24 protein-coding genes are annotated in these 24,662 nt (G+C 55.3%); 19 read left to right on the forward strand and 5 right to left on the reverse strand.

The features are described from left to right. Nucleotides 1-15 precede the first annotated feature (15 nt). Both ACQ4N8_RS18690 and ACQ4N8_RS18695 read left to right on the forward strand, forming a co-directional pair. On the forward strand, nt 16-984 hold the full coding sequence (locus tag ACQ4N8_RS18690) for a hypothetical protein (RefSeq protein ID WP_430705862.1): 969 nt from the start codon (nt 16-18) through the stop codon (nt 982-984). 333 nt (nt 985-1,317) lie between these two features. Beyond that, a complete protein-coding gene (locus tag ACQ4N8_RS18695) occupies nt 1,318-1,596 on the forward strand; it encodes a hypothetical protein (RefSeq protein WP_430705863.1) in 279 nt (92 codons plus the stop codon). A gap of 318 nt (nt 1,597-1,914) precedes the next feature. Here the strand turns inward: ACQ4N8_RS18695 and ACQ4N8_RS18700 are convergent, their stop codons facing one another. Continuing rightward, a complete protein-coding gene (locus ACQ4N8_RS18700) occupies nt 1,915-2,343 on the reverse strand; it encodes a hypothetical protein (RefSeq protein WP_430705864.1) in 429 nt (142 codons plus the stop codon). Between the two features lie 798 nt (nt 2,344-3,141). Here ACQ4N8_RS18700 and ACQ4N8_RS18705 point away from each other — a divergent pair. From ACQ4N8_RS18705 to ACQ4N8_RS18765, 13 genes are all read left to right on the forward strand, one after another. Then, a complete protein-coding gene (locus tag ACQ4N8_RS18705; RefSeq protein WP_430705865.1) occupies nt 3,142-3,570 on the forward strand; it encodes a thiol-disulfide oxidoreductase DCC family protein in 429 nt (142 codons plus the stop codon). 161 nt (nt 3,571-3,731) lie between these two features. Continuing rightward, complete coding sequence (locus tag ACQ4N8_RS18710; RefSeq protein ID WP_430705866.1) at nt 3,732-4,877, forward strand: hypothetical protein; 1,146 nt, start codon at nt 3,732-3,734, stop codon at nt 4,875-4,877. 3 nt (nt 4,878-4,880) lie between these two features. Continuing rightward, nucleotides 4,881-6,101 carry a CpaF family protein gene (locus ACQ4N8_RS18715; protein WP_430705867.1) on the forward strand — a complete coding sequence of 407 codons (1,221 nt, stop codon included), beginning with the start codon at nt 4,881-4,883 and terminating at the stop codon, nt 6,099-6,101. Nucleotides 6,102-6,124: 23 nt separating this feature from the next. Further along, complete coding sequence (locus tag ACQ4N8_RS18720; RefSeq protein WP_430705868.1) at nt 6,125-6,922, forward strand: type II secretion system F family protein; 798 nt, start codon at nt 6,125-6,127, stop codon at nt 6,920-6,922. A gap of 17 nt (nt 6,923-6,939) precedes the next feature. After that, the gene (locus tag ACQ4N8_RS18725) at nt 6,940-7,818 is read left to right on the forward strand and encodes a type II secretion system F family protein (protein ID WP_430705869.1); all 879 of its coding nucleotides are present in this window, start codon (nt 6,940-6,942) and stop codon (nt 7,816-7,818) included. A 24-nt stretch (nt 7,819-7,842) separates the two neighbouring features. After that, entirely contained in the window at nt 7,843-8,037 is a 195-nt protein-coding gene (locus tag ACQ4N8_RS18730) for a Flp1 family type IVb pilin (RefSeq protein WP_430705870.1), read from the forward strand. Between the two features lies 1 nt (nt 8,038). Continuing rightward, a complete protein-coding gene (locus ACQ4N8_RS18735; protein ID WP_430705871.1) occupies nt 8,039-8,692 on the forward strand; it encodes a TadE/TadG family type IV pilus assembly protein in 654 nt (217 codons plus the stop codon). A gap of 53 nt (nt 8,693-8,745) precedes the next feature. After that, the gene (locus tag ACQ4N8_RS18740; RefSeq protein ID WP_430705872.1) at nt 8,746-10,977 is read left to right on the forward strand and encodes a hypothetical protein; all 2,232 of its coding nucleotides are present in this window, start codon (nt 8,746-8,748) and stop codon (nt 10,975-10,977) included. Beyond that, nucleotides 10,946-12,061, forward strand: a complete 1,116-nt coding sequence (locus ACQ4N8_RS18745) for a TadE/TadG family type IV pilus assembly protein (RefSeq protein ID WP_430705873.1) — start codon at nt 10,946-10,948, stop codon at nt 12,059-12,061. The genes ACQ4N8_RS18740 and ACQ4N8_RS18745 overlap by 32 nt, the downstream gene beginning before the upstream one ends. A 53-nt stretch (nt 12,062-12,114) precedes the next feature. Next, nucleotides 12,115-12,591 carry an A24 family peptidase gene (locus ACQ4N8_RS18750; RefSeq protein ID WP_430705874.1) on the forward strand — a complete coding sequence of 159 codons (477 nt, stop codon included), beginning with the start codon at nt 12,115-12,117 and terminating at the stop codon, nt 12,589-12,591. Nucleotides 12,592-12,608: 17 nt separating this feature from the next. After that, a complete protein-coding gene (locus ACQ4N8_RS18755) occupies nt 12,609-14,396 on the forward strand; it encodes a DUF6382 domain-containing protein (RefSeq protein WP_430705875.1) in 1,788 nt (595 codons plus the stop codon). 217 nt (nt 14,397-14,613) lie between these two features. After that, nucleotides 14,614-15,651, forward strand: a complete 1,038-nt coding sequence (locus ACQ4N8_RS18760; protein WP_430705876.1) for a FecCD family ABC transporter permease — start codon at nt 14,614-14,616, stop codon at nt 15,649-15,651. Continuing rightward, nucleotides 15,648-16,682, forward strand: a complete 1,035-nt coding sequence (locus ACQ4N8_RS18765; protein ID WP_430705877.1) for a FecCD family ABC transporter permease — start codon at nt 15,648-15,650, stop codon at nt 16,680-16,682. The genes ACQ4N8_RS18760 and ACQ4N8_RS18765 overlap by 4 nt, the downstream gene beginning before the upstream one ends. A 71-nt stretch (nt 16,683-16,753) precedes the next feature. On the opposite strand, the gene ACQ4N8_RS18770 is transcribed toward ACQ4N8_RS18765, so the two are convergent. Then, nucleotides 16,754-17,683, reverse strand: a complete 930-nt coding sequence (locus tag ACQ4N8_RS18770; protein ID WP_430705878.1) for a TIGR01777 family oxidoreductase — start codon at nt 17,681-17,683, stop codon at nt 16,754-16,756. An 18-nt stretch (nt 17,684-17,701) separates the two neighbouring features. Next, on the reverse strand, nt 17,702-18,169 hold the full coding sequence (locus ACQ4N8_RS18775) for a DUF2621 domain-containing protein (RefSeq protein WP_430705879.1): 468 nt from the start codon (nt 18,167-18,169) through the stop codon (nt 17,702-17,704). 185 nt (nt 18,170-18,354) lie between these two features. On the opposite strand from ACQ4N8_RS18775, the gene ACQ4N8_RS18780 reads away from it, so the two are divergent. Together ACQ4N8_RS18780 and purU are read left to right on the forward strand one after the other, a co-directional pair. Further along, entirely contained in the window at nt 18,355-19,467 is a 1,113-nt protein-coding gene (locus ACQ4N8_RS18780; RefSeq protein WP_430705880.1) for a deoxyribonuclease IV, read from the forward strand. A 38-nt stretch (nt 19,468-19,505) separates the two neighbouring features. Then, nucleotides 19,506-20,405 carry a formyltetrahydrofolate deformylase gene (purU, locus tag ACQ4N8_RS18785; protein WP_430705881.1) on the forward strand — a complete coding sequence of 300 codons (900 nt, stop codon included), beginning with the start codon at nt 19,506-19,508 and terminating at the stop codon, nt 20,403-20,405. A gap of 71 nt (nt 20,406-20,476) precedes the next feature. Here purU and ACQ4N8_RS18790 read toward each other — a convergent pair whose 3' ends face one another. After that, nucleotides 20,477-20,824 (reverse strand): RidA family protein, encoded by a 348-nt coding sequence (locus ACQ4N8_RS18790; protein WP_430705882.1) that lies wholly within the window; start codon nt 20,822-20,824, stop codon nt 20,477-20,479. Nucleotides 20,825-21,115: 291 nt separating this feature from the next. Here ACQ4N8_RS18790 and tkt point away from each other — a divergent pair, with 291 nt between their 5' ends. After that, nucleotides 21,116-23,143 (forward strand): transketolase, encoded by a 2,028-nt coding sequence (gene tkt, locus ACQ4N8_RS18795; protein ID WP_430705883.1) that lies wholly within the window; start codon nt 21,116-21,118, stop codon nt 23,141-23,143. Nucleotides 23,144-23,196: 53 nt separating this feature from the next. Next, nucleotides 23,197-23,520 carry a pyrimidine/purine nucleoside phosphorylase gene (locus ACQ4N8_RS18800; RefSeq protein WP_430705884.1) on the forward strand — a complete coding sequence of 108 codons (324 nt, stop codon included), beginning with the start codon at nt 23,197-23,199 and terminating at the stop codon, nt 23,518-23,520. An 80-nt stretch (nt 23,521-23,600) separates the two neighbouring features. Here the strand turns inward: ACQ4N8_RS18800 and ACQ4N8_RS18805 are convergent, their stop codons facing one another. Then, nucleotides 23,601-24,497 (reverse strand): NAD(P)-dependent oxidoreductase, encoded by an 897-nt coding sequence (locus ACQ4N8_RS18805; RefSeq protein WP_430705885.1) that lies wholly within the window; start codon nt 24,495-24,497, stop codon nt 23,601-23,603. Between the last annotated feature and the right edge of the window lie 165 nt (nt 24,498-24,662).

The following is a 24,662-nucleotide window of genomic DNA, read 5'->3' on the forward strand; positions in this document are numbered from 1 at the left end:
AAAGGGGGGAACACGATGAAGAAATGCCTGTACACGCTCCCGATGCTTATCGCATTCGCTTTGTTGCTTCCGGCCTGCGGCCAGGATCCCGCGAACGAAGGGGGAGCCGGTTCTTTTGCCGCCGCGCTTTCCGGGGAACAGGGCAGCCTGGAAGTTCAAAATACAGGCTCGCTGCTGGAGAGCGGCGTTGCTGCGCCCCCTGCCCGGCAGACGCTTGCCGGACAGGGGGGCCTTGGGGCAGAAGCCGGGACTACGGATGGAACTGTGGATGATGTCGCGCAAGGAAAGGCAAAAGGGGATACCGGGAAACCGGAAACCGAAATCGCTGTTTCCGAGGAGGCCCAAGAGAAAGCGGCTATTTCGAAGGAGACCGACGCCAAGCAACCGGCAGCAGAGGGTGGCGCGAAAGGGCGGACGGGCGGCGGGACATCCGGGAATACGGCCGGCCGGGTAAAGGCTGCCGGGAAGTCCGGTGCCGCGGACGCCGAGCAACAACTGGTCCCAAGCCAATCGGCCGGGACAGGCGCCCCCGCCGCGCCAACGAATCGGCCGGCCGGTCCGGCGGGTACGGCGTCCGCCGAGTCCGAAAAAGGCCGATCGGAGAATGCCAAGCCGTCCGTAACGGCCATCGGGTGGTCGGAGTTTTTTGACGGGGAGGATCAGACAACGCCGTCGGAACGCTTCTGGGACCTGAGCGGCACCACCGTCACGATTCGCGGATTCATGGGCGAAGTGCTGTCGTTCGAGAAGAACTGGTTTCTACTGATTCCCGAACCCGGCGCGGAATGTCCCTTTGACAACGGCGACGAGACGTATTGGAATAAAATCATGATCGTCTTCGTTCCGGACGACGTGAAGCTCCGCTACAAATCCGAAGCGCTGGAAATTACCGGCCGCCTTGACGTCGGCATCAAAATCGACGAATCCGGCTACAAGACGATGTTCCGGTTGTATGATGCTTCCTTTAAGGAAATCAAGGAGTGATACAAACCCCTTCGCCAAGAAAACATCCGCGGCGAAGGGGTTTGTATTTGGCGGCTGAAGATAGGAGGGTCCGGCCCGGCAGACAGTGTCTCTTATTGCACGCTAGAAATAATTTTTGCCCGAGGAAACTTTTTTGTGAAAACGGTTCATTTTTCCGTGAATCCAGAATGAGCCCCCCTTTTTTTGCGCATGCTATCCAAATGCAGGAAAATTAGCGTAAAATCAAGCGATTTAGCGGCTTTTCAAGTTGACATGCCGGTAAAAATTATTTAATATGTCTAAGTACTAAAAGCGAACTGCACAGGAATGAAATTTGATAATACGGGTGATAACATGTCCTACAGACCGAATGTTGTAAATGTGACCAAGGCCGGAAGTAACGAAAACGACGGATTGTATGAATTTATCGTTAATATGGCCGACGGAACGGCGTGCCGCGTGTTTTACCACCGTAATCCCAATTGGCGGCTAACGAGCGTCAGCAGGCTGCAGAAGACGCCATGCCCGGTCTGCCGCAAAGACTTTATCTGCCAATGCATGGAGAAATTTTCGGGTGAAATCAACCGTCAGATGGAAGAGGGACAGTGGTTCGACAAGCTTTTGACCAAGTAACCGCCTCTTGAAATACTGGCGACAGCAAGCACGGGGCGTGTCCCTGTGCTTTTTTCTTTGCTAAAGTAAAAGAAGGGGAAAGTGATGACTGGAAAAAAGCTGAAGCTTGTAATATTGTTTTAAAGAACTGTATTCAGGGAATCCTTTATTTTCACTCGTTAACTTTTTATTTTGCAATCCTCAGCAAGCTCAATTGACTAAGGCTATTAATAAAAAAAGATGACTCCTGTTCAATGTAGGAGCCATCCTCTAGCAGCTATATGATCAACTATGCATATTTAAAGTCACAATAAATATTTAATTATTTTGCTGTTAATATTATAAATAGTAGTCATCATAAGTTTCCTGTATAGTCATCTTAGCATCAGAATAAGTGGTGATAGAAATCCAATATAATGGTCGGTATGGTGCTTGATCCCAAAGTGTTATTCTCTCATACCAAAGGTATGGCAAGTTATGACCAACAAACCAAGTTGCTATAGAAAGGCAGGTCGCAGCTGGAGCACTAAATACACCAATTAGGAGAAGCATACATGTAGTCACATCTGCATAGTCAGTATTAACACTACCTTTGATGGACTCTTTAAAATACCATATTGTATCATCACTTGAGCTTTCAATAGCATTATTCGAAATATTTTCATTTGTTTCAACTAATTCATTATCAAAAAATACGTTATTTCCATCATTTAGGACTACGTGGTTATCTCCTAAAGCACCTTCAACGTTAGTGCTGGTCACGATCATTTTCTTATCTACAATCTTTTTTTTCTATGTAGTCAACACGATTACCTTGAACTACTTTTAATTTAGTAAAGTTTTCATCTGTTCCTTCAAGTATTTCAATACTTGCAGTTGTAGATCCTACAGATGCTTGGATAACTTTATTCCCATTTTCATTCATGAAAATTGAACTGTGTTCGTACAGTTCATTTGGATTCACAGATGCGGCAGATGCAAAATTACTGAGTGGAACTACAGGAACTGTTGTGAAAATTGTTAAAGCAGCAATTGCCTTGACAAAATGTTTTTTTATTTGTCATCCTCCTTGAATTTTTATAATTTGGAAAATATACCCTTATACTTAAGGTTACAACTATTACTAGAATTAGTCAATAATTAAAAATCTGTTTGATTACAGTTAACATGCCTTCCCCCTTTCTAAACCCTGATTGAACTTTCTTCATTAATTTTGAAAGATTCTCTCACTGTAGAATCGCATGTTTGTGTTATAGTAATAAATGTAATTTAAAACAAAATGAATTATACTTATAAATAATATTCATAAATGACCTGATTATTGAAAGGAGTGTTATATTGAAGCCGTTGGGATTATTGGGAGTTGTTGTTTCTATTTTGGGTGCCATTGTTATCTTAATTGGACTTCGATTACTACATTTAAACCAAGAAGAGAACATACTTAATATCGGTTGGATTGTATTTATTTTAGGATTAATTATTCGGACAATATATGGAATATGGGCAAAAAAAAGTGATTTAAGAGGTCATACTTCCCGTCACCAATCTATGGGAAGGAGAGGTAACATGAGCGGAAATCCCGAAAAAGAAAATCATCCTGTCGTACTGTCTGACGGCGTTTGCCACTTATGCCAAGGGGCCGTAAAATTTATCATCAAGCGGGACCCTGGCGGACGCTTCCGTTTTGCTGCACTTCAGTCCGAAGCGGGACAGCGGTTATTGCAAAGCAACATGCCGGCGACGGAAACGCTTGATACTATCGTTCTCATCGAACGGGGCGCATGCTATACCCGTTCGGCGGCCGCGCTGCGCATCGCCAAAGGCTTGCGTTATCCCTGGCCGCTGCTGTATGCCTTGATCCTCGTGCCGCGGGGAATTCGCGATGCGGCGTATAGGACCGTCGCCAAGCATCGATACCGGTGGTTCGGCAAGGACGAGACCTGCCTGGTGCCGACCCGGGAGCTTAAGGAGCGTTTTTTGCAGGATGGGTCATAGCCAGGCAGTCTGCGAAATAGGACTTGCCCAATACCCAAAACTGTGATATTCTTACTGTGAATTTAAGGAATACGGGAACGGTAGCACCGTCCATGATCCGATTGCATATCGGATTTTGGGCGGTGCTTTTTTGTTTTCGGCCTAATCGAGGAGGGTGAACCATGGTCCCCATCAGACTGGTGCTGGCCGTGCAGGAGGAACAGTATATCGAGCCGTTCCTGCATTACGTGCACAGCAGCGAGTTCGACCGCAGCGTGGCGCTGACGGCGTTTAGCCGCAAAGAGGCTTTCGGCCGATATTTGGAGGAATCCGCCGATGAAATCGACGCGGTCTTGGGGGAAGCGGCTTTTCTGGAGTCGGTAGAACCGGCCATGCGGGGCAACATCTGCTGGATCCAGCTTGAAGAAGGCAGTGACCCGATAGATCAGGCAAGGCTGCGGGTGAATAAATACCAACCCCTTCACCAGCTGCTGTCCGCCGTACTGGAGCTGGTTCGCGGAGGCAAAGGAAGAACGGATGCGGATAGCGGGCGGCCGCAGATCATCGGGGTTTATTCTACCGTGGGCGGATGCGGGAAAACGACGGTTGCGCTGAATTTGGCCAGGCAACTGGCCACCGAAGGCGCAAAGGTGTTTTACCTAAACTTGGAGACGGTGAGCAGCGGCGTTTTATTTGCCGGACAAGGTTTTCGCGAGGGGCAGAGGGCGGGGCTGGCCCGGCTGCTGTACGATCTGAAAGCGGCGGACGACCGCCGGGAACCGCTCCGCTTTCCGGTCTCTACGTACGCTTACAGCCATCCCATGCTGCAAGGAGATACGTTCGCTCCCCTGGACAACCTCAATGAGCTGCTGGAAATGGAGCGCAAGGATACGGCGGAGCTGATCGATTACATTGCCGGCAGCGGCTTGTACGATGCGGTGATCGTCGATATGGACTCGTATCCGAGCGGCAGGACGGAGGCCGCGCTGGAACGGGCGGATCAAATCGTATGGATCGTCACGGACGACTGGGGGGTCATGCGCAAAACCGGGGTTTGGCTGGCTTATCTCGAACGCTCCCGTCCCGAGTTTTGCCACGCGTTGATCGGTAAAACGCGGTTTGTGCTCAACCGGTATACGGGAGCGTTGCAGGCCGAAATGCCGAGGCCGGGTCTGAGGGTGCAAGCCACGTTATCCTTGATTCCGGCTTGGGCCCAAGGCAGCAAGCAAGGTGAACTGCTGCATTCCCCCGTGTATCAGCGCGACGTGATGAAATTATGCAGCGAACTGGACGGCTGGGCCGGGGCTCCTTTGCGCCGGGAGGGTTAGAGCATGCGGGAGGAAGGATTTGCTGAGTTGCGCAACGAGCTGCGCCAAGGGCTGGATGTGACTTCGGTCCTGAACGACGATCAACTGCTCGATTATGTCGAGCGGCATGTGCTCGAGGACGCCCGTTTGCGCAATTTCACCGCCGCCGAGAAACGGAAATGGGTTCGAAGGCTGTACGATTCTTTTCGCGGGCTGGATGTGCTGCAGCCGCTGGTCGACGACCGCAGCGTTACGGAGATCATGATCAACAGCCATGATGAGATCTTCGTCGAGCAGGAGGGGCGGGTACGCAAGCTTCCCGTCCGCTTCGAGTCGCGGGAGCGGTTGGAGGATATCATCCAGACCATCGTCTCCGGAGTGAACCGGGTGGTCAACGAATCGTCGCCGATCGTGGATGCCCGGCTCCGGGACGGATCGCGGGTAAATATCGTGCTGCCGCCCGTTGCCTTGAAGGGGCCAACGATGACGATTCGCAAATTTCCCGAACGCCCGCTGACGATGGAACAGTTGGTCGCCAAAGGCTCGATCAGCGAAGAAGCGGCCCGGCTGCTGCAACAGCTGGTACGCAGCAAATACAACATATTTATCAGCGGCGGTACGGGCTCCGGCAAAACGACGTTTCTGAATGCGTTGTCCCAATATATTCCGCCGGACGAGCGGGTGATTACGATCGAGGATTCGGCCGAACTCCAGATCGTCACCGTGCCGAATTTAGTCTCGCTGGAAACCCGCAACGCGAATACCGAAGGCAAAGGGGAGATTGCTGTCCGCGACCTGATCCGGTCGTCGCTGCGCATGCGTCCGAACCGGATCGTCGTCGGCGAAGTCCGGGGGGCGGAGGCGCTGGACATGCTCCAGGCGATGAACACGGGACACGACGGCAGCTTGTCGACGGGGCATGCGAACAGCACCGCGGACATGATCAGCCGATTGGAAACGATGGTTCTAAGCGGGGCGGAGCTGCCGCTCGGCGTAGTCCGGCAGCAGATCGCCTCGTCGATCGATATTTTCGTGCACCTGTCGCGCCTGCGGGATAGGTCGCGCCGGGTGACGGAAATTTCGGAGGTGGCTGGATTGAAAGAAGGGGAAGTGGTGCTGCAGCCGCTCTTTGCGTTTCAGGAGGAGGAGGAACTCGAAGGCCGAGTCGTCGGCCGGCTAATAGGCAGCGGAACCGGGCTGATCCATACGGGCAAGCTCCGCATGGCGGGCTTATTGCCCGGGTAGCCGCGAGGAGGGGAGGATTTGTCATGGATAACGGCTTACAACAGAGAAGCCCCTATGCCCCGGGCGCGAATATGGCAAAGCTTACGGACTATCGGGAATACACGTTAACCGAGCGGCAGAAGACGATATGCGTGTTAGCGGGGGGAGCGGCTTTTTTTGCCGTGGGCTACATCTTTTTTCATTCGCTTCTATTGGCGCTGCTGCTCTCGGGCGGCGGGGCGGTTACACCGAAGTACTGGAGCCGTTATTTGCTGCGGAGAAGGCGGGAAAACCTCGGCTTGCATTTTAAGCAGGCGCTATATTCGCTATCCTCCTCGCTGGCGGCCGGACGATCGGTCGAAAACGGGTTTCGCGAAGCGATTGCCGACTTGAAACTGCTGTACCCGGACGGAGACAACGACGTTATCCGGGAGCTTGGCATCATTTGCGCCCGTTTGGAATATGGGCAGCCGGTCGAGGAGGCGTTGATGGATTTCAGTCGGCGGGCGGCGCTGGAGGACATTGCAAACTTTGCCGATGTGTTTACGACCTGCAAACGCTCCGGGGGGGACTTGGTGGAAATCGTCCGCCGGACCTCAAATATCATCAGCGAGAAGCTGGAGATTAGCCAGGAGATCGGCGTCATGCTTGCCCAGAAGCGGTTCGAGGCAAAAGCGATGTTGGCGGCTCCGGTGTTGTTTCTTCTATTTATGCAGATGACTTCGCCGGATTATATGCGGCCGCTGCATCACGGCCTTGGCCTGGCGATCTCGGCGCTGGCATTGCTGCTGTTTGCCGGATGCTCCTGGTTAATGCTCAAAATCATCGATATCCGGATATAGAGGAGGCCCTGGATTACATGGTTCAACTACTCTCCGGGGGGCTGCTGCTGTTATTGTGCGGGGGCTGGCTCTACGGGTTCAGGATAACCCGCCATCAATATCGCGGCTATAGCAAGCTGACGATGGAGGGTTTAAGGCTGCAGCGGATATCTCCGCCGATGCTGTTTGCACTCGAACGTATCAAGGTGTCGCAGCGTTTCCCGAGACTTTTCCACAAAGTGCAGCGCGCCGTCCAAAAAATAGCCGGTGACCGGCGAAGCGGCGAGTTTACGCTGCTGTTCCTCGCCGAAACACTCTCTTACGGCTGGCTGTTTTTGGCCTCAGGATGTTTCTTATCGTTGCTGACGAACGGCGACGCTGCCGGTATCGCGTTGGGAGCGATGCTGGCCGTGCTGGTCCCGGCGGCGCTGATCAACGATCTTTACCGCAAGGTGATGCGGCGCGAACAAGCGGTCATTCTCGAGCTTCCTGAGCTGTTGAACAAGATCGTTCTTCTGGTCGGAGCGGGATCTACCGTGCAGCAGGCAATCCGGCTTTGCTTGGAGCGCAAGCGAGAGTTGAATGATCATCCGCTGTACAGGGAACTGCTGCAGATGCAGCGGGAGTGGGAAGGGGGTGATTCTTTCCAACGGGCCATGGAAGGGTTCAGCAAACGCTGCGGCATTCAGGAAGTGTCGGCCTTTACGACGGCCGTCCTGTTAAATTACCGCCGGGGAGGGCAGGACTTCGCTTTGGCCTTGCGCGACTTATCCCACTCGCTCTGGGAGAAGCGGAAGGCCGTCAGCAAAACGCTGGGGGAGCAGGCTTCGGCCAAACTCGTTTTTCCGATGGTTCTTCTGTTTATGGTTGTGCTTATCCTGGTAGGCGCGCCGGCGTTCATGATCATGGATTTATAAATTCATTATTAAGGGGGATTAAGCATGTTAACGACGATTCGCAAGGAAATCAAAGGCTTTTGGCAAAATGAAGACGGTCTCGGCATGCTGGAAATGATTCTGATCATCGCGGTCATCGTCATTATAGCCGTCATTTTCCGGAACCAATTGAAAGAGATCGTGACGAGCTTGCTCGGAAAAGCGAAATCGAAAACGGAAAACTTTATGGACGGGGAATAACATGCGTTTCGTACGGGATAAGCGCGGGAGCTTCACGCTGGAGGCTTCGCTTGTGCTGCCCCTCCTATTCTACGCGGTGCTGGTCCTGCTGTTTTTCTGCTTGTACTTGTACCAGAACACGTTGCTGGGGCAAGTTGCCACGGTCGCGGCCGAACGCAGCGCGTACGTTTGGGACAATAGTCGGCGGGACGACGTAACCGGGGCATTTGCGGAGGAGGAGGCCGATTCCCTGTACTGGCGGCTGAAGGACGATGGTATGCTGCAGTCGGTATTCGGCTGGAGCGAAGACGGAGGTTCGGCGGAACTGGGCCTCCCGGCGAAGGAGGGGGCCGCTGAACCGCTCCCGCTGCAGAAGCTAAGCCGCACGGGAAGCGGAATTCCCGGAAACGTCCGGGGGGAAATGCGCTATGACAACCGGCTGCTGCTGCGCAAGGTCACCGTAGCGTTGGAGCGGTTGATTCCTTTGGCGCCTTTGGAGGGCTGGATTGGCGACGTAAACCAGAGCGGCCGTGCGGAAGCCTATGTCGTCGAGCCGGTCGAATGGATTCGGACCGTCGAGCTGGCGCGGTATTACGGCGCGAAATTCAAAGGAAGCGGAAATACCGGCATGGACAAGCAGGAAGCGCGCCGGGCGTTAAAGCTGTTCGGCAAATAAGACGGGCGGCTTAGCGGAAAAGGTGCGGCGATGAAGAGAGGAGGCGCGTCGGTTTGTTTCGACCGGGGCATTCGGAGCAAGGGGCGGTAACGGTGTTTTTTATCGTGATCTTTGCGGCGGTTTTTGCTTTTGTAGCCATCTTCATAGATTTTTCCAGGATGTTTGCCTTGCAGGCAAAAGCGGAGGCGCTGGTCCATGCGGCTTCCCGGTCCGTCATGTCCGCCTACGACCGCGAGCTGTCTGAGCAATACGGATTGTTCGCCTATGGGGAGACGGACGGAAACTACATTATGTCCAAGGTATTGCAGGACCAATTCGAATTGGTAAGGCGAAGCGATAGCCTGCAGTTGCTCGACGCCAGGCTGGATTCGTCTTCCGTGGAACTGCTTCGTCCGATCGGGACTTACGCGGTTATCGAACGGCAGATCGGGGAGCAGATGAAATACCGGGCGCCGATCGATGTCACGATCGAAATCGTAAATCGCTTCAAGCCGATGGCTCAAGTCATGAAGGAAGCTTCGACCACGGTGGACCTGCTTGGGAAGCTGCAGAAGCTGTACGATCGGCGGGAGGCGTTGCTCGATGAATTGCTGGCTAAACAGCGGGAAGCGGCCCGAACGGCGGAAGCCCTCTCCTCTTTGCTGCCGCGGAGCTCCGGCCGCTGGATCGGAGATGCGAATCTGGACGGCGATATCGAGTCGCTGGCCGATGGCGCGGCGCAGTATGCCGATTACGAACGCAAATCCGCAGAGGATGAAGGCAGGCCGCCGTTGGAGCGAATGTATACGATAGAACTCCAACGGTACCGTTCCGGCACGGGGAGTGCGTTTGCCCGCTTGCAAAGGAACGGCCGGAAGGCCGAGCAGCAGCATGCAGCGCTTTTGCCGCAAGCCAGGGAAGGGCTCTCGGAGGTGCGGCAAATCAACGAGCAGATGCGGCGGACGATTGAAGAAGCGGAACGTCGGGCTGCACAGGAGGGATATAACGAGGTAACGGCCGCCCCAAGCACGCAAGGCGATAACCAGGTTGGCGATGGAGGCGGAATTGCCGAGATCCGCGCGCAAAGCGACTCGTTGTTGTTGCCCGAGGAGTTGTTTGCGGATCTCGAAGGCAATATTGATCGGCAAGCGGCCGCTTTTCAGCGGCTGCATGCCGCTATCATGACACTCGCGGCGCAGGAAGGAGCGGTTTTATCGGCATCCGCCTCTTCCGATGCGTTCAAATCGGCCGTCGGCAAAGCCGGGACGGAATGCGATGCCTATATGCGGCAATTTGTGGATCCTGGGCAGGGGAACCTGTTGAATGCGAATGCACAGCGGTTGGCGGCCCATCGTTCCCATGATCAGGAACGCAAAGCGGCAGAACAGGCAGCCGGGGCCAAACTCAAAGAAGCGGCCGGGCTGTTGGAGCAAATCACCGCACTTAAGGGCCAATTGCAGGAGCATCAGGCGCGGTTCGACCGATTGGAAGCGGATTATGAAGCCAACTTGTCGCTAAACCGTTCAACTTCGGAAGGCGGAGAGGTTCAAGCGTTATTGGACGGCGACCCGTACCAAGCCGGCAGCGCGGCGATGAACGGAGTGGACGGCTTATACGGCGGCTTGTCCGGTTTTATGAAAGGCATGACGGACAATGTGTACCAGACGGAGTATATCGCGAGCTATTTTGATTATGTGGACGTGAGCACGCTGAAAGGTCTGATGGAAGGAAAAGGGGGGATGGATCAGGATGCATGGGATACCATCCGCGGTCAGCTAGCTCCGGAGCATCAGGAAGTGGAGTATATCTTGTACGGCTTTCATCATCCGGCGGGGAATATCGCCGCCGCTTTCGGGGAGATCTTTACGCTGCGTTTGGCGATTCGGACGATGGAGGGCCTGATCAAAAACGGAGCCAAAGGGAACCCGTTATTGATTCTGGCCTCAGCGCTGCTATACGGAGCGCAGCATGCGCTGCAAGACATGATCGCTTTAACTCGCGAGGGCCAAATCCCGTTGAGTGATTATTTCCAGGTGAAGTTGACGTACCGCGATCATTTGCGTTTGTTTTTGCTTCTGCATGGACGAAGCGACAACAGGCTTTCGCGGATGCTGGCCGTCATTGGCATGAATACCGGGATCGATACTTCGGAGCGGATGACTTATGCGAAGGGGAACGTTACGGTGGCGATACCCTTATGGTTCCTGCCGGGGGTGATCAAGGCGATGGGGTCCGCCAGCGTGGTGAAAGGAAATGTGGAAGGAAGCCGATATGATGTCTCCAAGCAAGCGGACTTTTCGTATTAACCGCCGGAGCTGGTTGTTCCTGTACTCGCTCCGGCATACCTACGGTTTGCGCGGACGCAGACGCCGCCGCATCGGGGTGTCCCGGCGTCGGAACTCAGGGAACCGGGACCGGGGCAGTATCGTGCTTGAGGCCGCCCTGGTGACGCCGGTATTTGTTCTGGTGCTGTTTTGGTTCATTTATATGCTGCATATGACGTTGTTGGTGAACCAGCTGCATACTGCGGCATCCAACGCCGTCAAACAGGTCGCCGCGCATATGTATCCCGTAGCGCTTGCGGCTACTGCCCAGGGTTCTGCGCAAGAGCAAGGCAGCGAGCCGTCCCAGGACCCGGCCGGTCAGGGGCAAGGGGATGCCAAGACGGGAACTGGTTCGCCATTTGCTTGGGAGATGCCCGGCTTGTCCATGGAACAGTGGGCGGACCAGTACGCCGATTCCCTGCCGTCCCCGTTGTCGGACTGGGTGACGGAGGCCGCCCGCAAAGGGGACGAGCCGCTGCAGGAACTCAAGAACAGCGCGGCGGAAAGCGTCCTGGACCCGCTTGTGAAGCCGTTGTTGCGGCCCTTTTTGCAGGGAACCTTGCTCGAGGAAGAGCATTTGCACGTCAGCCGGGTGGCGATTCCCGATTTGCGAACGGGCAAACCACCGTATTTCGGGCTGGAGCTGAGCTATGAGTTGCCGATCAGCGTACCGTTTACGGGGCGCAAAGCCGTACTGCAAACCAGAGCGGAAGAACGTTTATGGATTGGGGATACCGGGGAGCTGAATTCTGCGGATGGAGAGGGTGACGGACAACCGGGACAAGCGGCGGTCATTCTCTCCAAACCCGATCCGGCATATGCCGGGCATCGGGCCGCGATAAAGGCCCGGATTGCACCGGGAACAACCGCCAAGCTGACCGTCTATTACAAAAGCGGAGTAAGCCAAGCCAAATATTTGGGTGAGGCTGCTGCGGATGACGAAGGGATCGTAACCTGGAATTGGCTGGTTGGGGGAAATACCACGCCGGGGACGTGGAGTTTTGTGATCGAAACGGGGAATGGCTCGCGCACGACGGCGCAATTCGAGGTCGCGAGCCCGAAATAGCGGATGAAAGGAAGGGTGGTCTAATGGCCTGGGAATATTGGGGGTGCTTTCTCATGTTGATCGCGGCATTCGCCACGGATCTAAAAACGATGAAAATCCCTAATGCCATTACGGTATCGGGGTTGGCTACCGGCTTGTTGTGCCATACCCTGGCGGATGGCTGGAGCGGCACCTGGTTTGCGCTGAAGGGGTCCGCGGCCGGGTTCGTGCTGATGTTCGTGCTGTATTTGCTGCGGGCCGTAGGGGGAGGCGACGTAAAGCTGTTTGCTGGAATTGGAGCGTGGACCGGCGTCGCCCTTACCTTGTCAACGATGATGTATTCGATTTTGGCTGCGGGCTGCATCGGGCTCGTTATTTTGATTTGGCGACGGGAGACGTGGGAGCGGCTTCGGCGGGTTGCCGGCAGTATTTTGGGGGCGGCGATGCTGGGCAGTGCGACCCCCATCCAGGCAACGGCCAAGGGTCAATTGCAGTTTCCGTTCATGTTGGCGGTGCTGCCGGGAGCGATTCTGTCGGTTTATTATTTCTAACAAGGGAGGGGCGAGACATGCCGGAGCTATATGCCGATTTTGTCAGAGACGGCGGGACTTATATGATTTTAAAGGCCAGGGAGGGGCTGCGTGCGGATCATCTGAACCGCGTTCAACGCGCCATGCTGGCGGCGGTATCGGTGCCTAACCTGTTACGGCTGGATATTCGCGAGGTCGATTTCGAGGTCAGCTTGCATTACGACATTACCGGCAAAAGAATGCTGTCCCAATGTCTGAAGTGCGACAAGATCGACATGCCGGAGTTCTACAGCCTGCTGCTGCAGGTGGTCTGCATGCTGGAGGATTGCAAAAGGTATATGCTGGCTCCGGCCCATTTTTTACTCGACGAAGAGCATATTTTTGTGGAGGAACCGTTATCCTGCGGCATCCTTCATTTTTCGTACGTGCCCTGGAAAGAGCCGCAGGGCAAAGCGCCCCTCGCCCAAACGCTGATCGCTCTGATCACTCGGCTGATCACCTGCGTTTCCCGGGTCGAAGGCGACGGGATCCAGCAATTGCTCCGTTTTTGCGGCGATGAGCTATTTTCCTTGGGTGAGCTCAAAAAGATGCTATTACAAAGGTTGTCCGGGGAACAAGATGGAGAGGATGGTGCTGTGGCGGCCGGCCGGACGAATCCCGGTTTGAAACAGGCCGCTTCGGCAAGGCGGGATGTCCGGAATCAGGGGAATGACCGGGAGCTTCAGAGGAAATTTTCGCAATTTCAACGGCAGGGATCCATGCCGGGGGATCAAGCCGTATCCTTCGAACGTTCAACGGTCATCAAGGAATATTTGCCGGCTGAGACGCCTGACGGTTCCGGGGCGGCTTATTTCAACGGAGGCGGAGCCGGAACCGGGGGCGCAGGCGTCGACGGGCAGGAACCATGGCTGGGGATGGATGAGGAAGGCCGGACCAAACCGCCGATCAAAAAAACTTATTTTGTGCTTGGCGTGATATTGGCCGATGCGCTGTGCTGGAAGTTTCTCTATCTGGACCGCCCCGGCAGGTTAAGTTTGTTCACCGGTATAGCGGTTACGCTGGTGCTGGTTATGGGGGCATTCTGGTTATGGCGCAATAGATTAGCCGTGACGGGCGTAGGAGCGGGCTTGGGGGCGCCGGAGCTTTCCGCTGTACTTGAAGATTCGGATGTTAGGGGCAGCATGGTCCCGTTCGCTTCGAATTTGCCTGCGCCAGCCGCTTTTGCGGGGCGCCCTTATGATGACCTCGTGGCCCCGGCTCCGTCAGGTTCGTCAGTCTCGTCAGTTACGCCAGTTCAGTCTGTTCCAACTGCCGGAGACGTTCTGGACGATATGATGGCTATCCGGCCCATGTCCTCGTTGTTTGCTCCCGCATCCAGGCAGGAGAAGGAAGATCTGCCTCTGCAGCCCGACATTCCTACCTGGGACAAGCAAGGTCCGGATTCCCCTCCGACTCCGCCTACGGTAATGTTAAGCAGGTCCATGCTTCAGGAGCAGGGAAGAGACAGCGGGCGAACCGCGCGTTATTATTTGGAGCGGTACGATTCCGCCGGTGCAAGGCCCGATCGCATTCCAATGCTGCCGGGTAGCTTCGTGATCGGCCGATCCGAGGAGATCGTTCAGTATGTCGAGAATACGGCCGGGGTCTCCCGCGCCCATGCCGAGGTCATGGTCACCGCCAAAGGATGCTTCCTCAAGGACCTTGGTTCCAAGAACGGCACCAGGCTAAAGGGAGAGCTGATCGCTCCTTACAAGGAGTATGCGCTTGAACCCGGAGACGTTTTCGCGCTGGCTGATGCCTCCTTCAAATTAGGCATGGAGTCGTAATTAGCCCATGCAGGCTCTTTAGGATCATCTATCCAACGAGTTCCTTATAAGCTTATACATAGGTTTTACGCCGATATCGTACGAATTTCATAAATCAAAATTCGGATCAACCGTAGATTCTCGAAGAAAAAGCGGGTATAATTGACGAGAATGATTCTCAATTACATGCATTTTGGCCTTATGCCTCTGTAAATTTGATTAAAGGATGGTTCTCGACATGTCGGCAATAACCCAATATTCCAAGCCGCGATATCGTTCGCGTCCGATTGCAGCAACCTTGATTTTATTCGGCGGAGCGGCCTTGCTCTTATTTGCGGTCAGCCTCTCGATTTCCGTCGGGGCGGCCGATATTAAGCTGGCCACCGTCTGGGATGCGTTGTTCCATTTTCAAGCCGATCAGACCCAGCATCAAATCATCATGGAGCTGCGGCTGCCGCGGGCTTTGGCTGCCGCGTTAATCGGCGCGGCGCTGGCCGTGGCGGGGGCGATCATGCAAGGCATGACCCGCAACCCGATGGCGGATTCCGGCCTGCTCGGTTTGAACTCGGGGGCCGGCCTGGCGCTGGCCATTTGTTTTGCGCTGATGCCGGGCACTTCGTTTCTGATGACCATGTTTTATTCGTTCATCGGCGCCGGGATGGGCGCGGGGCTCGTGTTCGGGATCGGTTCGCTGTCCAGAGGGGGCATATCCCCGGTCCGCCTTACCCTGGCGGGCGCGGCCGTCAGCATGCTGCTGACCGCGATCAGCGAAGGCATAGCGATTTATTTCAAGATCGGACAAGACCTTGCTTTTTGGTATGCCGGAGCAATCTCCGGGGCGAACTGGCTGCAAATCAAGCTGGTGTCACCGTGGGTGTTCGCCGGTTTGCTTGGCGCCTTGCTGTTGTCCAAATCCATTACCCTGCTTAGCCTCGGGGAAGAGGTGGCTACCGGACTCGGCCAAAGGACGAAACTGATCAAAGCGGTAGGGCTGATCATCGTCCTGGTCCTTGCCGGCAGCGCCGTTTCCATCGTCGGGGCCATCGGGTTCGTCGGTTTGATGATCCCGCACGTCGCCCGCTTCCTCGTCGGTGTCGATTACCGCTGGGTGATTCCCTCTTCGGCGCTGCTCGGCAGCTTATTGATGGTGTTTGCGGATATTTTGGCCCGGATGGTCCATCCGCCGCACGAGACGCCGATCGGGGCGCTGATTGCCGTGATCGGGGTGCCGTTCTTCCTCTATCTGGCACTGAAACAGAAGGGGGGATTGGAATGAACCGCATCGAAGCGCCGCTGCATTTGCGGCAAAGGGCCCGCAAGGCTTATATCGTTATGGCCGTTCTCGCCATTTTGATTATTGGCGTATTTATCTTCAGCATGAATACCGGTTATATCCGCCTCTCTCCAATGGACGTATTCCGCACGTTGTTCGGCATGGGCACGGAGAAACAGGAATTGATTTTGTACGAGTTTCGTCTGCCGCGGATCGTCATATCCGTATTTATCGGGATGGGGATGGCGGTGGCGGGCTGTATTTTCCAAGGGATTTCGCGCAATCCGCTGGCCGATCCGGGCGTGCTGGGCATCAATGCCGGCGCAGGTCTGTTCGTCACGTTGTTTATCTCTTTTTATCCAACCACGGCGAACGCGCCGGTGTTTCTGATGCCCGTGCTGGCATTGCTTGGGGCAGCGGCGGCGGCGACGCTGATTTACGTGCTGTCGTTCAAGAAAAACGTGGGCTTGCTTCCGATCCGGATGGTGCTCGTCGGGATCGCGGTGGCGGCCGGCATTAACGCCGCGATGATCGTCCTGCAGCTGCGGCTGCGGCCGGAAAACTTTCAAATGCTGCAAATTTGGCTGGTCGGCAGCATTTGGGGGACGTCCTGGAAATACGTGCTCGCGCTGATCCCTTGGCTGATCGTTCTGATGCCGTATGTATTTATCAAGGCACGCGCGCTCAACGTCCTGAATTTGGGCGACCAAACCGCTACCGGCTTAGGGACTCCGCTAGAGCGTTCGCGGTTAGGCCTCTTAGCGGCTGCGGTTGGCTTGACCGGCTCCTGCGTTGCCGTGGGGGGCGGAATCTCCTTCGTCGGTTTGATTGCCCCGCATCTGGCAAGGCGGCTGGTCGGACCGAAGCACGAATACCTGCTGCCGGCTTCCGCACTGGCCGGGGGTCTGCTGGTGATCGTCGGCGACACGCTGGGACGGTGGGTACTGCAACCGGCGGAAATTCCGACGGGCATCGTGGTAGCGGTCGTCGGAGCGCCTTACTTCCTGTACCTGCTGTCCAAGTCCCGCGTTTGAGCGGGGGGCGGCCAATACGCAAAAGCAACGGCCCGGAGCTTGATCTTTCAAGCCTCCGGGCCGTTATGCGTCTATTTCTTCAAGTCTTGAACGGCCGCCTCCAAAGCCGGATAAGCAAAAACGAATCCAGCTTCAAGCGCAGCCGTCGGGATGACCTTTTGCCCTTCGAGCAGCAGCATTGACATCTCCCCCAACGCGGCGTGGAGCGCAAAACCCGGCAGGGGGAGCCAGTAAGGACGGCGGTGAATACGGGACACGACGCGGCCAAACTGCACATTCGTGACCGGCTGCGGACTAACCGCATTAACCGGGCCGCTCATGCTAGGCTGCCTCACGCAAAAATCGATCAACGCTACGACGTCCCGCAGATGAATCCAGGGAACCCACTGTTGACCGCTGCCGATGCCGCCGCCGGCGCCGAGGAGGAAGGGGAGTCGCATCAACGGATAAGCTCCTCCGCCATTGCCCAGCACAACCCCGGTGCGCAGCTTCACCAGGCGGATTCCGGGGAATTCGAATCCTTGATCTGCGGCCGCCTCCCACGCGGCGGTCACTTCGGCCAGGAAATCGGCGTCAGCCGCTGCCGTCATGGAGCCCTCATCAAACGTTTCCGTCCTTGAGGTCCCATAAATCCCGACCGCGGACCCCTGCACGATCAGGGCTGGTTTGCGCTTCAAGCGCCCCACGACGCGCCCTACCGCCTGCGTAGACTTCAGCCGGGATTCCAGGATCCGACGCTTGCCCTCCCGCGACCAACGCTGGTTCAACGTGGCACCGGCGAGATTGACGAAGGTCTCGACGCCCTCCAGCAAGGCCGGCTCCGCTTCAGTTTCAGCCCAGGTTGCATAGGTCAAAGAGCCGGAAGCGACGGGTGGCGACAATCGCGATTTTTTTCCCGCTTTATCGCGGGTCACGATAATGATCTCATGCCCCAGGGTCAGCCAATAAGCGGTCAACGCGCGCCCAATGAACCCGGAACCTCCGAATATGGCAGCTTTCACGAAACGAATCCCTCCCCATCACTTGTTTAGCAAATGGCGGTAAGGCTGATAATCGATCTGGTTTTTTTCCAGGAAGTTGACGAGGAACTTGTTATCGCGTTTCGGCGTAGCCACGATATACCCTTTGATGCAGTGCTCCTGCGTCACTTCGGCGGCATTTTCCTGAATGGCGATCTTGCCGATTTCCGCCGCAATCGAATGCTTGGCGATATCCCGGAACGGTCCGGGAACGGGTTCGACGAGCCGATCCAGGAATGCCTTGGCTTCGTCGCTCCATAAATGGCGGCTTTGCTCGACCCAGTGGTTCTGCCAATCCAGCTTGGACATGCCGTCGGCCTTGGGGAGCACCTTGAGGAATTTACGGAACATGAAAAAGCCGCCGATCGCCATCATGCCGAGCAGCACAAATCCCCAAAACGCGATGCTGTTCATAAACCAGCGGTTGGGTCCTTGGGCGGTTATAAGGTAAAAGGTCGTTTGCAGCATTGGATTCATCACCTCGAAAGTACTTTTCGCTTTTCGCTAACGATTAAGATATCATATAGTAGAAATTAAATGTTTCAAATATGAGATAATCTGCTAAAATTATACCTTATTTCTTTATTTATTTCAGTATTCAAGCTAAAATAGGTTTGTTTAGCGATTTACTGTCCAAAAGGGGGAAGAATTAGATGTTGAAAATTGGTTCCCATGTCTCGTTCTCGGACAAAGGCCTGCTTAGCGCCACGGCCGAGGCGGCATCCTATGGCTCCAGTTCCTTCATGATATACACCGGGGCTCCGCAGAATACGCGGCGTAAACCGATCGATTCCATGAATATTGAAGCAGGTAAACTGGCGATGCAGGAAGCCGGGATCGGCGAAATCGTCGTGCATGCCCCTTACATTATTAATCTGGGATCTTACAAGTCGAACACCTATCAGCTCGCCGTCGATTTCCTGCAGGAGGAAATCCGCCGCACCCATGCGCTCGGCGTGCGCAATATCGTGCTTCATCCCGGCGCGTTTACGGACAAGGATGCCGAATACGGCGTTGCCCGCATCGCGGAAGGATTAAACGAAGTGTTGAACGGCACGGACGAAACGGAGGTCCGCATCGCCCTGGAAACGATGGCCGGCAAAGGCACGGAGATCGGGCGCAGCTTCGAGGAAATCGCGCAGATCATCGATAAGGTGCAGCATAACGAGCGGCTGACGATTTGCCTCGACACCTGCCACATCCATGATGCAGGATACGATATCGTAGGAGATTTGGACGGGGTTCTGAAGAAATTCGATGAGACGATCGGATTGAACCGGATCGAAGTCGTGCATATCAACGACAGCAAAAACCCGGCCGGCGCGCAAAAAGACCGCCATACGCCGATCGGCTCGGGCTGGATCGGCTTTGAGGCGATCCGCCGCGTGGTGCATCACGAAGCTCTGCAAGGCCGTCCATTTATTCTGGAGACGCCATGGGTGGGCAAAGATCCGAAAACCCAACGTCCGATGTATGAAGTGGAAATCGCGTTGCTGCGCGGGGACGTGGCCGAACGCTTCGGCGAAGCGTTCCTGAACGACGTGGAGCGGGTATCCGACTTTTTCGCCAAACAGGACATTCATTCCCGCTCCTTCGTGCTCGATACCTGGCAAGTGCTTAAGAACGACGCCAAGGCGAAAAAAGCCGACCCGCGCGAGCCGATGGAACGGCTGTACGACTTCGTGATGGAAGCGGGCCTATTCCCGGACCTTTCCGAAGAGCAGATCAATCAACGTTTGGTCGCCTGGTTTGCCAGCGGCAACTAGAAATAGCAAATCACTTGGGCAAGGGGATTTGGACCGGAATGGATATGCACATGAAAACAGGCGGACAACCCGTCAAACCTTATGAGAACAACCGGGCGCGGATGCTGATTTCGTGTCCGGACGGGCCGGGCATCGTGGCTGCGGTATCCCGATTCCTGCATGAACACGGCGCGAACATCGTACAGTCGGACCAATATACCATGGACCCCGAAGGCGGGATGTTCTTCATGCGGATCGAATTTGATCTGGAGGCTCTTCATGAGCGCGTGGAAGGCCTGCGGAACGATTTTGCCTCGATCGCCGCTCAGTTCCGCATGCATTGGAACCTGTATCAGCTCAGTCGCAAAAAGAAACTGGCGATCTTCGTGTCCAAGGAGGACCATTGCCTCGTCGAGCTGCTGTGGCAGTGGCAGGCGGGCGACCTGGACGCGGAGATTTCCATGGTCGTCAGCAATCATCCGGACATGAAGGAGTACGTGGAGTCTTTTGGCATCCCGTATTACCACATCCCGGTTACCCCGGAGACGAAACGCGAAGCCGAGCAGAAACAACTGGAGGTCGTGAACGGCAAGGTCGATCTGATCGTGCTGGCGAGATACATGCAAATCGTCTCTCCGGCCCTGATCGAACCGTACCGCAATCGGCTGATCAACATCCACCATTCGTTCCTGCCGGCCTTCGTAGGCGGCAAACCGTACGCTCAAGCGTACGACCGCGGGGTGAAAATCATCGGCGCCACCGCGCATTATGTGACGGAGGAGCTGGACGGCGGACCGATCATCGAGCAGGACGTGCAGCGCGTCAGCCATCGCGACGATGTCGGCGAGCTGAAGCGGATCGGCCGGACGATCGAACGCGTCGTGCTGGCCCGGGCCGTGAAATGGCACATCGAGGACCGGATTCTGGTGCACCAGAACAAAACGGTCGTGTTTAACTAACCGACTGATCGAACAAGAACCGGCATCATGGACATATAGACCATGGTGCCGGTTTTTTTGGCGATTGGATCCTACAGGTCCCCTCGATAAGCCACTCCATCGATCATCAGCAGGCAGTCGCTGTCAATGAATTCCGTGGTGGAAGTCATGCGGGCGGGAAATTGATCTTTGCCGAAGTAATCGAAAAATACTTTTTCCATTTCGGGCAAATCCTTAATGTGTTTGAGATACACATTCACTTTGACCAGCCGGTCCAAGGGGCACCCGCATTCGGATAAGGTCGCCTGAAGATGGGTGAACGCATCGTGGATTTGCGCGGTGAAGCCGTCACCGTAACCTCGGTGCAGCCCTAAGAAAATGTAGTCTCCGGCGGCTACAGCCGAGGAATAGCTGAAGGGAGTAGGAATTCGGGTTAACATGAACATACGCCTCCTGTTTTCGATAAGTGGCCGAATCTGGGTGCATTTGATAATGATATTATAGAACATATGTTCGCCGTGGGCAATGACTTTTGCCGTTGACCTTGCAGGTAAAATGGAAAAAAGGTAATTTCAGGAGGGGCGGATGGGAATAATGGTCTGGTAAAGGGAAAAAGGAAGTGTTACAATAGATAAAGTCAAAATGATTTTTTCAAAATGATTGTTTTGTAATCGCGAAGTAAAGTTTCATGGTTTTCAAGGATCTTTTCATTAATAAGGAGGAATCAAGGAATGCCACTTTCAGACAACAATAACACGATCGATAACCTGTCGATTACGACGATCCGTACGTTGGCGATCGATGCGATCGAGAAGGCCAAATCCGGCCATCCCGGCATGCCGATGGGCTCCGCGCCGATGGGCTATCAATTGTTCGCCAAAACGATGAATCATAATCCCGATGAACCAACGTGGGTCAACCGCGACCGTTTCGTATTGTCCGCCGGCCACGGCTCTATGTTGCTTTACAGTCTGCTGCACTTGTCCGGCTATGATTTGCCGATGGAAGAAATCAAGCAATTCCGCCAATGGGGCAGCAAAACGCCGGGCCATCCGGAATTCGGGCATACGGCCGGCGTGGACGCGACGACCGGACCGCTGGGCCAGGGTCTGGCCATGGCCGTCGGGATGGCGCTTGCGGAAACCCAACTGGCGGCGACTTACAATAAAGGCGATCTGAAAATCGTCGACCACTATACGTACGGCATTTGCGGCGACGGGGATTTGATGGAGGGGGTTGCCAGCGAAGCGGCATCGCTCGCCGGGCACCTGAAGCTCGGCAAATTGATTTTCCTGTACGACTCCAATGATATCTCTCTCGACGGCAAGCTGAACCTCAGCTTCTCGGAGAATGTAAGACAACGTTTCGAAGCTTACGGCTGGCAAACGCTGCGCGTGGAGGACGGCAACGACCTCGCGGCGATCGAAGTGGCCATCGAAGAAGCAAAACGCGATACGGAACGTCCGACGCTGATCGAAGTGAAAACGGTCATCGGCTACGGCAGTCCGAACAAGCAAGGCAAAGGCGGCCATGGCGGCACGCACGGTTCCCCGCTGGGCTCCGAGGAAGCCAAGCTGACCAAAGAGTTCTACAAATGGGTCTATGAAGAAGATTTCTATGTTCCGCAAGAAGTGCGCGAGCATTTTGCCAAAGTGAAAGAACGCGGCATCGCGACATACCAAGCTTGGCAAGAAACGTTTGCGAAGTACAAAGCCCAAAATCCGGAGCTGGCCGCCCAATTCGAGCAAGCGATCGCCGGCGATTTGCCTTCCGGTTGGGATGCAAAGCTGCCTAAATACAGCGCTTCGGACAAAGCGGTCTCCACTCGCGTGGCTTCCGGCAACGCGCTGAACGGACTCGCTTCGAACGTGCCGCAGCTGCTGGGCGGCTCCGCCGACCTGGAAAGCTCGACGATGACGCATTTGAACGACTTGGCGATGTACACGCCGGAAACCCGCGACGGCCGCAACCTGTACTTCGGCGTACGCGAGTTCGGCATGGCGGCCGCAATGAACGGCATCATGCTGCATGGCGGCCTCAAAGTATTCGGCGGCACGTTCTTCGTCTTTACCGACTATCTGCGTCCGGCCGTTCGTTTGTCCGCGCTGATGAAGCTGCCGGTCACTTACGTGCTGACGCATGACAGTATCGCCGTCGGCGAAGACGGCCCTACGCATGAGCCGATCGAACAGCTGGCTTCCCTGCGCATCATCCCGGGCCTGACGGTCATCCGTCCGGCGGACGGCAACGAAACGTCGGCGGCATGGGCTTATGCGGTGGAAAATAAAGCGAATCCGGTCGCGCTGGTGTTGACTCGCCAAAACCTGCCGATCCTGGAGAAAACGGCCGAAGCGGCGCGCGAAGGCGTGAAGCGCGGCGGATACGTCGTATCCGAGGCGAAGGACGGCAAACCGGTTGCGCAAATCATTGCGACGGGCTCCGAAGTGCAGCTGGCGGTTAAAGCGCAAGCGGCTTTGGCGGAAGAAGGCATTCATGTGCGCGTTATCAGCTTGCCGAGCTGGGATCTGTTCGACAAGCAGGATCAAGCTTACAAAGACTCCGTCATATTGCCGGACGTCAAAGCCCGCGTAGGCGTGGAAATGGCGCATTCGTTCGGATGGGAGCGTTTCGTAGGTGAGAAGGGCTCAGTCATCGGCATCGACAAGTTCGGGGCATCCGCGCCTGGAGATAAAGTGATCGAAGAATACGGCTTCACCGTCGAAAACGTCGTGAAACACGTGAAAGCCCAATTGAATTAATCATAGTACAAGTTCAACCATTAATAGACGGGAAAGCGAAAGGAGAGGGGAACGTGACGCAGCAATTGCAAAATGTGACCGTAGACAAGAAAGCCAACATTTATTTCGACGGTAAAGTTACGAGCCGGACCGTATGGCTACCGGACGGTAGCAAAATCACGCTGGGGATCATGCTCCCCGGGGAATACGAATTCGGCACCGATTCGCTCGAAGTGATGGACATTCTCTCCGGAGAACTTAAGGTATTGCTGCCGGGCGAAACGCTTTGGAGAGAAATCAGCGGACGCGGGACGTTCACCGTTCCCGCGCAGTCTTCCTTCAAGCTGGAAGTGCGAAGCGTCACCGACTACTGCTGTTCCTATGGAGCGGGAGTCTAGCTCAAGGCGAATAGCCGCAAAACAAAAGGCAGGTCACAGCGGCTAACGCTGGACCTGCCTTTATGTTCATCGTAATCGTCTTACTGTTCCTTGCCGCCGATGCTTTGGCCGATCCAGGCCTCGTATAGCTTGGCGACGGAGGACAGATCCTCATCGCCGTAACCTTGCGTCTCTCCGGCCTGGAACAGGCTTTTGGCCAAGTTCAGCATCGGAGCCGGGATGCCGGAGCCGTCGGTCAGCGAGGAGGCGAGCTTAAGGTCTTTGAGCATCAGCGCCAGCGAGAACTGGTTCGTATAATCGTGCTCGATGATTTTGCGGCCTTTGAGCTCCGCGGCCTTGCTCCCTGCGGAACCAAGCTGCACGAGCTCGAGGAACGCGTCGGCCGGCAGCCCGGATTTGGCGGCGATGGCAAAGCCTTCGATCAGCGCCAGATTGTTGATGCCGACAATCGTGTTATGGGCCAGCTTGGCAACGGCACCGCTGCCGTTCTCGCCCATGTGCAGCACCTTTTTGCCCATCGTGTCGAACAGGTCCATGACCTGTGCCAGCGTGTCCGCCGCGCCGCCGATCATAAACACCAGCGTGCCGTCGATGGCGGCCGGCGAGCTGCCGGTGACAGGAGCGTCCAGAAAGGCGCCGCCCAGCGAGCCTACCTGCTCCGCCAGCTTCCGCACGAGCGCGGGCGAGATCGTGGAGCAGTCGATGACCGTAACGCCCGGGCGAAGTCCGGCCAGCACGCCGTCCTGACCTTCATAGATGGCGGTGACAGAAGCGTCGTTGCTGACCATCGTGATGACGACGTCGGCTGCAGCCGCGGCTTCCTTGGGGGAAGCGGCAACGGCAGCGCCTTGTTCCGCGAGGGGAGCGCTTTTGGCTCCCGTCCGGTTGTAGACGATGACTTCATAACCCGCCTTAAGCAAATTCGAAGCCATGGGAGCGCCCATCGTTCCCAGGCCGATAAATCCGATTTTTTTCAATGTCGACACCTTCTTCCAAGAATTGAACATCATTTAATTATTTTAGCATGGAGGGCGGAAACCTGTATATTGTGCCCTTGTCTTCGCTGGGAATTTACAGTATCCTAGTTTTAAGTTGTTTGAGAGGTCGTTCAAACCGGCTTATTTTACCAAACAGCAGCATTT

The sequence above is a fragment of the Paenibacillus macerans genome, from assembly GCF_050565405.1.
In the GTDB taxonomy this organism is placed as follows: domain Bacteria; phylum Bacillota; class Bacilli; order Paenibacillales; family Paenibacillaceae; genus Fontibacillus; species Fontibacillus macerans_B.

What these genes read in the sequence shown, in the direction of transcription:
- ACQ4N8_RS18690 (WP_430705862.1), top strand. Translation starts at nt 16, where the DNA reads ATGAAGAAATGCCTGTACACGCTCCCGATGCTTATCGCATTCGCTTTG.
- ACQ4N8_RS18695 (WP_430705863.1), top strand. Translation starts at nt 1,318, where the DNA reads ATGTCCTACAGACCGAATGTTGTAAATGTGACCAAGGCCGGAAGTAAC.
- ACQ4N8_RS18700 (WP_430705864.1), bottom strand. Translation starts at nt 2,343, where the DNA reads ATGATCGTGACCAGCACTAACGTTGAAGGTGCTTTAGGAGATAACCAC.
- ACQ4N8_RS18705 (WP_430705865.1), top strand. Translation starts at nt 3,142, where the DNA reads ATGAGCGGAAATCCCGAAAAAGAAAATCATCCTGTCGTACTGTCTGAC.
- ACQ4N8_RS18710 (WP_430705866.1), top strand. Translation starts at nt 3,732, where the DNA reads ATGGTCCCCATCAGACTGGTGCTGGCCGTGCAGGAGGAACAGTATATC.
- ACQ4N8_RS18715 (WP_430705867.1), top strand. Translation starts at nt 4,881, where the DNA reads ATGCGGGAGGAAGGATTTGCTGAGTTGCGCAACGAGCTGCGCCAAGGG.
- ACQ4N8_RS18720 (WP_430705868.1), top strand. Translation starts at nt 6,125, where the DNA reads ATGGATAACGGCTTACAACAGAGAAGCCCCTATGCCCCGGGCGCGAAT.
- ACQ4N8_RS18725 (WP_430705869.1), top strand. Translation starts at nt 6,940, where the DNA reads ATGGTTCAACTACTCTCCGGGGGGCTGCTGCTGTTATTGTGCGGGGGC.
- ACQ4N8_RS18730 (WP_430705870.1), top strand. Translation starts at nt 7,843, where the DNA reads ATGTTAACGACGATTCGCAAGGAAATCAAAGGCTTTTGGCAAAATGAA.
- ACQ4N8_RS18735 (WP_430705871.1), top strand. Translation starts at nt 8,039, where the DNA reads ATGCGTTTCGTACGGGATAAGCGCGGGAGCTTCACGCTGGAGGCTTCG.
- ACQ4N8_RS18745 (WP_430705873.1), top strand. Translation starts at nt 10,946, where the DNA reads ATGTCTCCAAGCAAGCGGACTTTTCGTATTAACCGCCGGAGCTGGTTG.
- ACQ4N8_RS18750 (WP_430705874.1), top strand. Translation starts at nt 12,115, where the DNA reads ATGTTGATCGCGGCATTCGCCACGGATCTAAAAACGATGAAAATCCCT.
- ACQ4N8_RS18755 (WP_430705875.1), top strand. Translation starts at nt 12,609, where the DNA reads ATGCCGGAGCTATATGCCGATTTTGTCAGAGACGGCGGGACTTATATG.
- ACQ4N8_RS18760 (WP_430705876.1), top strand. Translation starts at nt 14,614, where the DNA reads ATGTCGGCAATAACCCAATATTCCAAGCCGCGATATCGTTCGCGTCCG.
- ACQ4N8_RS18765 (WP_430705877.1), top strand. Translation starts at nt 15,648, where the DNA reads ATGAACCGCATCGAAGCGCCGCTGCATTTGCGGCAAAGGGCCCGCAAG.
- ACQ4N8_RS18775 (WP_430705879.1), bottom strand. Translation starts at nt 18,169, where the DNA reads ATGCTGCAAACGACCTTTTACCTTATAACCGCCCAAGGACCCAACCGC.
- ACQ4N8_RS18780 (WP_430705880.1), top strand. Translation starts at nt 18,355, where the DNA reads ATGTTGAAAATTGGTTCCCATGTCTCGTTCTCGGACAAAGGCCTGCTT.
- purU (WP_430705881.1), top strand. Translation starts at nt 19,506, where the DNA reads ATGGATATGCACATGAAAACAGGCGGACAACCCGTCAAACCTTATGAG.
- ACQ4N8_RS18790 (WP_430705882.1), bottom strand. Translation starts at nt 20,824, where the DNA reads ATGTTAACCCGAATTCCTACTCCCTTCAGCTATTCCTCGGCTGTAGCC.
- tkt (WP_430705883.1), top strand. Translation starts at nt 21,116, where the DNA reads ATGCCACTTTCAGACAACAATAACACGATCGATAACCTGTCGATTACG.